Source organism: Pseudomonas sp. Ga0074129 (assembly GCA_001465025.1).
In the GTDB taxonomy this organism is placed as follows: domain Bacteria; phylum Pseudomonadota; class Gammaproteobacteria; order Pseudomonadales; family Pseudomonadaceae; genus Aquipseudomonas.
In genome coordinates this window covers 1-10,764 of record LNDO01000031.1, presented here as the reverse complement: position 1 = coordinate 10,764, position 10,764 = coordinate 1, and the positions used below count along the sequence as shown (strand labels likewise).

The window sequence follows — 10,764 nt, the reverse complement described above, 5'->3', positions numbered from 1 at the left end:
GCGAAGATCAATTTACGCCCACGCAAACGCCTGGGCTGGAAGACACCGTACGAAGTGTATGCAGGGGTGAGCGTTGCACTTATGGGTTGAATTCAGGGGGCTAATAACCCAGCCGATGTGCCGCGCAGGGTTTGTATCTGCGCGGCGCTTAGGACGTGCGACCCCCTTTCTAACGTCTATTAAGGAGTCACCATGGTTACTTACAGTTGCAACATCGTGCGCGCTGGCTTGGCCACTTTCGCCCTTTTGGCCAGCGGATTTACCCTTGCCGCAGCCCCTGAAATGATTGTCACGCCCTTTGAGTCGCTGACATTCAGCGCCCAGAAACCGGGCGAACCACAGATAGCACCGGTGCGCGGTAATCCTGAACAGGAGGCCTCGTCCATCGTCATGAAAATGGGCCGTGGTGCTTTTCCCATGCATACCCACACCGCCAACTACCAACTCGTGGTGATCAAAGGTGTGATGAGGCACTGGGACGCCAATGGCTCGCAGCAGACGGCGGCCAACATGGGGCCAGGCAGTTATTGGTATCAGCCTGCGGGTCAGCCGCATGGCGACTCATGCGAGTCTGATGAGTGCGTCTGGTTTATCAGCTTGGATGGGGCGCGTGATTTTGCCGAGGCCAAGGGCCATTAACCTGAGCGTGCTTTACCGCGTTCAATAATGATGTCCGCCCCAGCCACCGCGCGTTAGGCGTGAATGGCTGGAGGCGTTTTTTGTGCGTCAGCGGAGGTTAGCGGGCCGCCATTTGCATGAGCCAATCGCGGAACGCCTGCAACCTTGGCAGGCTGGCGCATTCCGGCCGGTACACCACGTAATAGGCCAGCGCCGAGGCAAATTCAACCTGTGGGAATAGCCGCACCAGGCGACCCGCCGCCACGTCGTCGCGCGCCATCACGCTGCGGGCCAGCGCCACACCATGCCCGTCAATCGCCGCTTGCAACACGGCGACCGAGTTGTTGATTTTCATCCCGCGCGCGCTGCTTTCAGCTGTCACATCGGCTTTTTGCAGCCACGTTTCCCAGGTCGGAAAACCCGTATGGCTGTCCATCGACAGGTCGTGAATCAGGGTCTCGCGTGCCAGATCGTTTGGCGTTTGCAAACGCTGCTTATCGGTCAGCAAGTTGGGTGAACAGACCGGGTAGACCTCTTCATCCAGTAGCTTTTCGGCGACCAGCCCCGGCCAGTTGCCCGGGCCATAGCGCACACCAATGTCCACGCGCTGCGCGGCAAAATCCACCGGTTTGAGGTTGGTGTCTAGGCGCACGTCCATGTCCGGCCAGGCGGCGTAGAAACTTTCAATGCGCGGCAGCAGCCACTTGCCGGCGAAGGCCGGGCTCACGGTGACGGTTAAAACACCGGTGGTCGAACCTTCGCGCAGCCGCTCCAGCCCCAACGCCAGGCGGTCGAAGCCCGCGCGGATGTCCGGCAGGGCGCGTTCGGCCGTTTCCGTGGCAACGAGGCGAACCTTGCCGCTGCTGGTGCGATGAAACAGCGGCGTACCCAGCCAGTCTTCCAGCGTACGAACCAGTTGGCCGACAGCGGCGGGCGTGACATTCAGCTCGCTCGCCGCCGCAGAAAAGCTCTGGTGGCGGGCGCTGGCTTCAAAGGCGCGCAAGGCGTTGAGGTGTACGGGTAGTTTCATAGTGATAAAGATTTTCTTTTAGTTGGTGACACTTTATCTGGTTTGTCCGTGTACAGGGAATAGCAAAGAATAGCCCTCAAGCGGAAAAACCAAGCGCTGCAATGCGTTTACGCCAACGAGCATAGAAGTTTTTCTTGCCGATTGTGTGGCGTCGGCCCCGTTGGGTTGTGCCCATTGCAAGCTTCACCGGCAACGGCCCGGTGAACACGTTAATTCCCGGGAGAGCAGGCCAGACCGTCAGCTTCCCATGAACTCTGGAGTAACCCCATGCTCGTTAACGCCGATTTTTCCCGTCGCGCCGTCGTCGCGCCGCAACAGTACCAATGGTTGGCCTCACCTCAGCAGGGCATCGAGCGCATGATGCTGGACCGACTTGGCGGTGAAAAAGCCCGTGCGACTTCCCTCGTGCGCTACGCGCCGGAGTCGGATTTTCCCGCGCATGCGCACCCGGGCGGCGAAGAAATCTTGGTGCTTGCCGGGACCTTTTCTGAAGAAGAAGGCCATTACCCGGCCGGCTGGTATTTGCGTAATCCGCCTGGGTCTAGCCATCGGCCATACAGCCATGAAGGCGCGATCATCTTCGTCAAACTCTGGCAGATGAGCGCGGACGATGAGCAGCGTGTGCGTATCGACACGCAAGACCCCGACAACTGGCATATAGAAGATGACCGCGAGGTGTGCCCACTGTTTGTCAGCGCCCATGAACAGGTCAGCTTGCAGCGTTTGGCGAGCGGTGAGGTGCTGTTCTCTGCGCCGGTAAAAGGCGCGGAGTTGCTGGTGCTAAGCGGTGAGTTGCTGGCCGACGGGCAGGTTTACCAAGGCGGCAGCTGGATGCGCCTGCCGCACGGTCAGCCCCCGGTGATTGTCGCTGGCAGCCAGGGCGTCACGCTTTATTTGAAAACGGGCCACTTGGCCGCAACGGCGCAGCTGATATGAGCATGCAAACAGCACGTGTGGCCATCGTCGGCGCAGGGTTGAGTGGGCTTTATGCCGCCTACCTGCTGGAGCAAAGAGGCATCCGCAACTATGTGGTGTTTGAGGCGCGCCCAGAGGTCGGCGGGCGTGTGGTCTCCGTCGCGCCAGCCGGTGCGTCACCGCTGGAGCGTTTCGATCTGGGCCCGTCCTGGTTTTGGCCGGGTGATCAGCGCCAACTTGATCGCCTTGTCCACGACTTGGGCCTGAAGCGGTTTGAGCAGTTTGAGGCGGGCGACATGGTGATGGAACGCTCAGCCAAAGGGCCGCTCACGCGCTCCCCGGGTTACTTGAACGCGCCGCCGTCGATGCGGCTGATGGGCGGTATGGCGGCGTTGACCGATGCGTTGCGCGAGCGTCTGGATGCGACGCGGATCAGGACCGGGCACAAGGTGACCCATCTCCATCGCGTGAATAACCATGTGCAATTGCACAGTGTCGATGCCGCGGGCAGCAGCACCACCTGGTGCGTGGAGCATGTGCTGCTGGCCCTGCCGCCGCGTCTGGCTGAAACCAGCATCGCCTTCACGCCCGCGTTGCCTAAGGTGTTAGCGCGGCAATGGCAAGCCACCGCGACGTGGATGGCCCCTCACGCTAAATACGTGGCCATCTACGAGCGACCTTTTTGGCGCGAACAGGGCCTGTCTGGTGAGGCGCGAAGCGTTCGTGGCCCGCTGGGCGAAATTCACGACGCCTCAATCCCGGGCGGCAGTGCGGCGCTGTTTGGCTTTCTCGGCGTTCCAGCCAGCATGCGCCAAACCGTGAGCGAAGAGCAGTTACGGCGGCTTTGCCGGGTGCAACTCGAACGACTGTTCGGCCCGGAGGCGGCCAAGCCCACAGCCGAGTTCCTCAAGGATTGGGCGCAGGAACCTTTCACAACCACTGTGGCCGACCAGCAGGGCGCTGCCCAGCATGCGCAGGCACCCATGCCCACGGCTGATGCGGGACCGTGGGTCGGCTACCTGACGGGCATTGGCAGCGAGTGGTCGGCGCAGTTCCCCGGCTACGTTGCCGGAGCCATTGAGGCGGCGAGCATGGGTGTACAGGCGCTGTTGCTGCGCACCGAAGGCGCTCCGACATGAGCCTGAAAACACACTATGGCGCTATGCAAATTGCCCGCCCTGGCGTGCTGCAATGGGTGCAGCGAGAAACGCCGATGCCGGCGAGCTGCGAAGTCCTGATTGAGGTCGAGGCTTGCGGTATTTGCGGTGCGGATGTCGCCGACATCGAACGGGCAGATCCGAACCTGCAGCCACCGCGCGTACCGGGCCACGAAGTGGTCGGCAGGATCGTAGCGCTGGGCAGCCACACCCCGGCCATTTGGCGCATCGGCCAGCGCGTCGGCGTCGGGCGTTTGGGCGGTTATTGCAATGAATGCGCTCAATGCCGCCAGGGACAGTTTCAGCTGTGCCAGCAGCAACCTTTTGTCGGTTCCAGCTGTGATGGTGGCTACGCTGAAATGATGATCGCGCGCGCCACAGGGCTGGTATCGATTCCCGATGAGCTGAGTTCGGAAGAGGCCGCGCCGATCCTCTGCGCCGGTATCGCCACCTTCAATGCCCTGAAGAAATGCGGCGCACAGGCCGGTGACAGCGTTGTCATCCTGGGCATCGGCGGGTTGGGCCACATGGCCGTGCAGTACGCGCGTCGCATGGGGTTCAAGGTGGTCGCCGTGGGGCGCGGCGTGGATATTGCCGACGAGGCACTGGCGCTCGGTGCGCACCTTTATATCGACAGTCAGCAGACCGATGCCGCCAGCACACTGCAGCGCATGGGTGGCGTTCAGGCCATCGTCACCACCGTCGGCCATGCCGACAGCGTTGCGGCGCTGATGCCGGGGCTTGCCCCGCAAGGGCGGCTGGTGCTGCTTGGCGCTGGCAAAGATCCGCTGCCGGTTTCGGCGGGGCATCTGGTGATCGGTGAACGCAGCGTGCTGGGCTCCATCACCGGTTCACCTTTTGAGAACGAGAAAACCCTGAATTTCAGTGTGCTGGCTGGTGTGCGCCCAATGATTGAAGTGATGCCGCTGGCACAGGCCAACGAGGCCTACCAGAAGATGAAATCCGGCGACGTCAAATTCCGCATGGTCCTCAGCATGACGCGCCCGTCGCCAGCGCCATGAACACCGCTTAGCCGCTTGTTACGCCGTGCGCGCTGCGCCGGTTTCCTAAATAGTACGACCCAGTAGGTTCCATATGCACAACACAAGCATGCACCGCCAGGTTCTTATCCTGGCTGCTGCGCAGGCCCTGTTTCAGGTCGTCTCCATTATGGTCATGACCATCGGCGCATTGGCTGGCAGCCAAATCGCCTCATCGCCCACGTGGGCCACCCTGCCCATCGCCACAATGTTTCTGGGCACGGCGATCATGGTCTTCCCGGCCTCCTTATGGATGGTGCGAGTGGGTCGTCGCGTCGGCTTTTTGTACGGCTCGCTGCTGGGTGTGGCCGGTGGCTTGGTTGCCGCGCTGGGCATCTCTCAGGCGTCGCTGCCCATGCTTGCCTTCGGCACCTTCCTGGTCGGTGCTTACCAGGCATTCGCCCAGTTCTATCGCTTCGCCGCGAGTGAAGTGGCGGACGCGGCATTCCGCCCGCGCGCCATTTCCCTGGTCATGGCCGGCGGTGTGGTCGCCGCTCTGGCTGGCCCGACACTGGCACGCTTGGGTGGGCCCATTCAGCAGCCGGAGTACTTGGGTTCGTTCCTGATTCTCGCTGTGGTATCGCTGTTGGCCACTGGCGTTCTGCTGGGCCTGCACATGCCAGCTGACGAACCAGCGCATAGCGAACGTGCCGCAGGTCGCCCTTGGCGGCAGATCGTGGCGCAGCCAACTTACCGCGTTGCCCTGTTCGGCGCGGCCACCGGCTACGGCATCATGATTCTGGCCATGACCGCCACACCGCTGGCGATGCTGCACCACGATCACGGGCTGGGTTCCGCCGCCACCGTGATCCAACTCCACGTGCTCGGCATGTTCCTGCCCTCGTTTATCACCGGCACGTTGATTGTTCGATTTGGCGTGCTGCGCATCATGCTTGTCGGCGTGCTGCTGTTTATCGGCCACATTCTGCTCACCCTGACCGGAACAAGTTTTAGCTCGTTCGCCAGTGCGCTGATTCTGCTCGGCGTCGGCTGGAATTTCATGTACATCGGCGGCACAACCCTACTGACCAGCACCTACACCCCGGCCGAAAAAGGCAGCGCGCAGGCCATCAACGACATGCTGATATTTGCCGTCGGGCTGGTTTGCTCGTTCGGTGCCGGTGGCCTGCTGCATGCACTTGGCTGGCAAACCCTGAACCTCGTGCTTCTGCCCTGGCTGGGCTTGGCTGCCGCTTCTTTGATTTGGCTGGGGGCTAGAACAGCCGGACAGCGCGGCGACTAAAACCGGGCCGTTCACGAATGCTCCAGAGGATGACCTTTGGTTTTAGGGCGGGTGACCGCCCTCTTTTTATTCCAAGTGTGAGGGTGCTGACCGCCGCGTTAGGGCGGTGCAAAAGTCGTGCAGGCATCGCTGATGTCAGGCAGGCGAGGTGTGTCAGATCACCTGTTCCAGCGCCTTGAGTAACTGCGCGATGCTGGCTTCATTGCGCTTGTAGTACGTCCACGGGCCAATGCGTTGGGAGCTGACCAGTTGGGCACGCTGAAGGGCCGCCAGGTAGTTGGATACGGTGGACTGCGACAGCCCAACGCGCTCCTGAATGATGCTCACGCACACGCCAAATTGCTCGGGATTGGCCTCCTGTTCAGGGAAGTTTTCTCGCGGGTTCTTCAGCAGGCTGAGGATGGCTAAACGGGTTGGATTATCCAACGCCTTAAGCGCTTCGGTAACGTCAATGCTCATGTGCACGGCATTCAGTGATTTTTCGCGACTCTACCAGATTGTGCCTTGGCCCGCTGCGCGCCCTCTCACCGAGCGCGCGCCGCGAGGTTACTTAGCCTTGGTAAGTCGGGTAGTCGCTGTACCCGCGCTCAGTGCCGCCATACATGCTCGTTGCATCGAGCTCGTTCAGCGGCCAGTCGTTGGCAATGCGCGCGGGAAGATCGGGGTTGGCAATAAAGGGTCGGCCAAAAGCAACCATGTCTGCCCACCCCGCCGTAATTGCCGCCTCTGCCCGTTGCGGGGTGTACTTGCCGGCATAGAGGATGCGCCCGCTGAAGGTTTCCCGAACCGCGCGGCGGAAGGTGTCTGGCAACTCCGGGGCATCGTCCCAGTCCGCTTCGGCCAGTGACAGGTAAGCAATGCCGACCGCCTCAAGCACCTTGATGGCTTCGATATAGGTCTCGTGAGGGTTCTCCTCGACCAAGCCGAGGTACACACGCTCTTCGTCAGTGCTGGCGAACAAGGGGGCAAAGCGCACACCCAAGCGATCGGCACCCACCACATCGGCCACGGCTTGGGTGATCTCAGCGAGAAAACGCAAGCGATTCGGCAGGGAGCCGCCATATTCATCCGTACGCACATTGCTGTGCGCCGAGATGAACTGATTGACCAGATAACCATTGGCGCAGTGCAACTCGACCCCATCAAAGCCCGCCTCCAGCGCATTACGCGCTGCCTGGGCATAAAGCTGTACCAGCTCTTTGACTTCAGCAGTGGACAAAGCCCGTGGAGTGGAAGGCTCCGCTAGAGCCCCTGCACCGGGTGCGGTTTCAATGAAGACTTTAACGTTGCGCGCCGGCAGCGCGGACGGCCCCACCGGCTCACCGCCATGTGGTTGCAGCGAGGTGTGGGATACCCGCCCCACGTGCCACAGCTGGGCAAAAATAACCCCGCCTTCGGCATGCACCGCCGTGGTGACTTTCTTCCAGCCTTCAATTTGCTCGGGGCTGTAAATACCCGGTGTCCAGGCATAGCCCTGACCGCGTGGCTCTATCTGCGTGCCTTCGCTGACCATAAAACCGGCACCTGCGCGCTGGCCGTAATAAGTGGCCATCAGCTCATTGGCGATGTTGCCTGGCTGAGAACTGCGTGAGCGGGTCAGGGGCGGCAACACGATGCGGTTGCGCAGGGTGAATGGGCCCAGCTGGGTCGGCGTGAACAGAACGTTGTGCGTCATGGTTGAATCCATATATAGCGAATTATAGATATGTCGGTCCGGTCATATTGGTTCAAAGGCGTGTTGTGCCCACGGACTCAGGGCCACCCGGCCTTATCGAAACGGCCAATGGGCGGCATTCTACCCATCATATCTATAAATACAAATATCTAAATTTGACGAACTGCAATCGGTCTCGCGCATGGGCTCGATCACGGAAGGAATAGGCGGTCTGAGACGGTCGCTGGTTGAGGTCGAGTTGATTCATTGCGCCGGCCTCGACAGCAACTGGTCGCTGTTCTAGCGTAAGGGCCCCATTGTTCGGTTTGTGCCTCCTATGCCCTCGATTTTGCTCGCTGTTGTTGCCCTGTTTCTGCCGCTGCTTGCCGGCGCTGCTACCCCTCAACAGGTGGTGTACCTGAGTACTTTTGCAGTGGAAAACCCCGCCGATACTCAGCAACGTGAGCGTGCTGCACAACTGGATGACGCGTTGAAGCGCGCACTATTGGTTCGGCAAATTCCGGTGCAACTTCTCAGTGATCAAGCACCGTTACCGCCGCATGGCTGGTTGGTGCAAGGGCAGCTCTCCAGCCAGGCCGGGCGCCGTCTGTTGCGAACCGCCGTGGGGCTGGGGGCAGGTGCCAGCAGCGTCGAAGCGCAGGTCTGGATCAGTGATCTGGCTGCTGGCGAGTTGCAACAGCTGAACGGCGAGGATCGCTCTGGTCGATTGCCGGGCGCTCTGATCACCCGTAACCCGCAGCTTGCAGCGGCCAAATTCCTGCTGGAGCGCCGCGCACTCGACCGTAATATCGATGAGGTGGCAGGTGAGCTGGCAGACGAAATCAGCCGATCACTGGCCAGTCAGCCCTGAGTGTTGGCGGGGATGTGATCTTTGGTTCACGGTCAGTGCCCGGTGGAGCGAGGGCTGACGAGCACGTGGTACTGGCGACCCGTGTGCACAGCAGGCACACCCGGTTAACCCGTTCAGCCGTAACGATACAACTCAGTGAAGCATAAAAAAGGGCCTAGGTTTTCACCTAAGCCCTTGTTTTATATGGCGCACCAGGCGGGATTCGAACCCACGACCCCTCCTTCGGAGGGCAATGCGGTAGGGAGATTTTAGATGATAATAAACGTTCTAAACCTACTGTAAGCCACGTCTTTACTGGCTCTCTACTGTACTTGGTGATGTAGCTTCATATCAGCTGGTGTCACTTAAGGTTCTACACATGCGGCACGCGGACGAATCCGGCGATTGTGCTTTTTGACCACAAGCTCAGTGGAGTCAGTTTGCAGAGTTGAATGACGTAGAACCCTAGCTGTCCCGTCTTGATAGCGAGCAGCGGCAGGCGCTTTCCTCACCTACCCCTGATCATGAGTTGATGCTTACGAAGTCGCTTTTGGCCTTAGGCAGACGTCCACGAACAAAGCAAAGGGCCGATTATGTTCAAAAGTCTCACCGTGACTCCTGCTGACGACAGCACGTTGACGACGCCAAAATCAAACACGCTTTGAAGTCCAAGCTGCCTGACCTGCGCCAAGTGTCAGCACCGGTGGGAAAGAAGTGCTTGAAGATATATAAAGTTTAACCCATATTATCTTATATCGATAACTTGATAAATTTCGGTATAAACACATGGACGCAATCAGAAACCCTTACGCGCCTGGCGCAGGAACTCGACCTCCAGAGCTCGCTGGCCGTGACAACCTTCGTGAACAAGTAAGGGTTGCCATTGAGCGCATCCGGATTGGTCGGCCTGCCAAGAGCGTGATCATGGTAGGCCTTCGAGGCGTAGGCAAGACTGTGCTGCTCAACCAGATGCAGCGCGACGCCGAGGCATCAAACTTCCACACGGTTTACGTGGAAGCACCAGAGACCAGATCACTGCCGGCGATTCTCGCACCACAGTTGCGACTGGCGTTGCTGCGTCTAAGCCGGGTAGAGACTGCAAGAGCAGCTGCTATTGTTGGCTTGCGCGCCCTCGCTGGCTTTGCTTCGGCCCTGAAGCTTAAGTTTGGCGATATCGAGCTTGGCTTTGATTACGATCCGGAGCCAGGCCTCGCCGACAACGGTGACCTTGAGGGCGATCTGTCTGCCCTGCTTACCCAGGTTGGTGAAGTGGCTAAGGCAGCCGGTACCGCTCTGATCATCTTCGTTGACGAACTCCAGTACGTGGAAGAGAGCCAACTTGCTGCCCTAATTACGGCTCTTCACCGTGTTTCGCAGTTGGCCTTGCCGGTGGCGTTGGTTGGCGCAGGCTTGCCCCAGCTTCGGGGGCGAGCGGGTAATGCGAAGTCCTATGCAGAGAGGCTTTTCGACTATCCCGAGATTGGCCCTCTACCGCCAGATCAAGCCCGTATTGCGTTTGTAAAACCTGCAGAAGACGAGAACGTTCAAGTCGACCCTGATGCCGCAGAGCGGGTGGTCGAGGTAACCCGTGGTTATCCCTACTTCATCCAGACGTGGGGCAGTTGCGCATGGGATGCGGCATCCAACGACCGCATCACCCTTAAGGATGTCCAGGATGCCTCAGTGCAAGCTATTGCGGCACTAGATGTAAGCTTCTTCCTGGTGCGATTCGACCGGATGACTGTTGCCGAGAAGGTCTATCTCAGAGCTATGTCAGAACTTGGTGAGGGCCCCCATCGCTCCGGAGATATTGCCGGGATACTGAACCGTAGCAGCCAGTCGCTTGGACCGATTCGCAGCTCCCTTATTGGTAAAGGGATGATCTGGAGTCCAAACCACGGCGATACTGCTTTCACGGTACCTATGTTCGATGAGTTCATGCGCCGGATAATGCCGGGCCATGATTGGAAGCCGGGTTCTTCATCAAGCTAATCTAGCTCAGACGATGGCTTCCACTGACAGGGACTTCAGGTGAGCCCTGAATCGACCCCAGTAAGTCTTGGGAAGCTAGCCTTGGCACCGATTTGCCACACGGCACCTCCAAGTAGGCCGTATTATGAGGCCGTAAGGTGCCTGCGAAACTAGGGGCGATTCAGTGACCGTCATGGAAGAAAGCGCGCAACAGCGTTCAGAACGCTATGTATCCGCCCGCAGCCAGCACCCAGCGTGGCTTTTGCTCGCCTCGCGGCGTGCTCCG

10 protein-coding genes are annotated in these 10,764 nt (G+C 59.7%); 7 read left to right on the top strand and 3 right to left on the bottom strand.

What is annotated here, in order from left to right; all coding sequences use genetic code 11:
* Positions 1-192 precede the first annotated feature (192 nt).
* The gene (locus AUK77_RS01825; RefSeq protein WP_296125546.1) at positions 193-639 is read left to right on the top strand and encodes a DUF4437 domain-containing protein; all 447 of its coding nucleotides are present in this window, start codon (positions 193-195) and stop codon (positions 637-639) included.
* Between the two features lie 97 nt (positions 640-736).
* On the opposite strand, the gene gcvA is transcribed toward AUK77_RS01825, so the two are convergent.
* The gene (gcvA, locus tag AUK77_RS01820) at positions 737-1,648 is read right to left on the bottom strand and encodes a transcriptional regulator GcvA (RefSeq protein WP_296125543.1); all 912 of its coding nucleotides are present in this window, start codon (positions 1,646-1,648) and stop codon (positions 737-739) included.
* A gap of 267 nt (positions 1,649-1,915) precedes the next feature.
* On the opposite strand from gcvA, the gene AUK77_RS01815 reads away from it, so the two are divergent.
* The 4 genes from AUK77_RS01815 to AUK77_RS01800 all read left to right on the top strand — a co-directional run bounded on the left by AUK77_RS01815 (position 1,916) and on the right by AUK77_RS01800 (position 6,003).
* Positions 1,916-2,584, top strand: a complete 669-nt coding sequence (locus AUK77_RS01815) for a cupin domain-containing protein (RefSeq protein WP_296125542.1) — start codon at positions 1,916-1,918, stop codon at positions 2,582-2,584.
* A 2-nt stretch (positions 2,585-2,586) separates the two neighbouring features.
* The gene (locus tag AUK77_RS01810) at positions 2,587-3,702 is read left to right on the top strand and encodes an FAD-dependent oxidoreductase (protein ID WP_296125540.1); all 1,116 of its coding nucleotides are present in this window, start codon (positions 2,587-2,589) and stop codon (positions 3,700-3,702) included.
* The gene (locus AUK77_RS01805) at positions 3,699-4,742 is read left to right on the top strand and encodes an alcohol dehydrogenase catalytic domain-containing protein (RefSeq protein ID WP_296125538.1); all 1,044 of its coding nucleotides are present in this window, start codon (positions 3,699-3,701) and stop codon (positions 4,740-4,742) included. Before AUK77_RS01810 ends, AUK77_RS01805 begins: the two co-directional genes overlap by 4 nt.
* Positions 4,743-4,815: 73 nt before the next feature.
* Positions 4,816-6,003, top strand: a complete 1,188-nt coding sequence (locus AUK77_RS01800; RefSeq protein WP_296125536.1) for an MFS transporter — start codon at positions 4,816-4,818, stop codon at positions 6,001-6,003.
* A 153-nt stretch (positions 6,004-6,156) separates the two neighbouring features.
* Here AUK77_RS01800 and AUK77_RS01795 read toward each other — a convergent pair whose 3' ends face one another.
* Both AUK77_RS01795 and AUK77_RS01790 read right to left on the bottom strand, forming a co-directional pair.
* A complete protein-coding gene (locus AUK77_RS01795; protein WP_296125534.1) occupies positions 6,157-6,462 on the bottom strand; it encodes a metalloregulator ArsR/SmtB family transcription factor in 306 nt (101 codons plus the stop codon).
* A 91-nt stretch (positions 6,463-6,553) separates the two neighbouring features.
* Positions 6,554-7,678, bottom strand: coding sequence for an alkene reductase (locus AUK77_RS01790; protein ID WP_296125532.1), 1,125 nt, complete (start codon positions 7,676-7,678; stop codon positions 6,554-6,556).
* Between the two features lie 316 nt (positions 7,679-7,994).
* Between AUK77_RS01790 and AUK77_RS01785 the strand changes: the two genes are divergently transcribed.
* Together AUK77_RS01785 and AUK77_RS01780 are read left to right on the top strand one after the other, a co-directional pair.
* Positions 7,995-8,528, top strand: a complete 534-nt coding sequence (locus AUK77_RS01785) for a DUF4410 domain-containing protein (protein ID WP_296125530.1) — start codon at positions 7,995-7,997, stop codon at positions 8,526-8,528.
* A gap of 765 nt (positions 8,529-9,293) precedes the next feature.
* The gene (locus AUK77_RS01780; RefSeq protein ID WP_296125529.1) at positions 9,294-10,499 is read left to right on the top strand and encodes an ATP-binding protein; all 1,206 of its coding nucleotides are present in this window, start codon (positions 9,294-9,296) and stop codon (positions 10,497-10,499) included.
* Positions 10,500-10,764 lie beyond the last annotated feature (265 nt).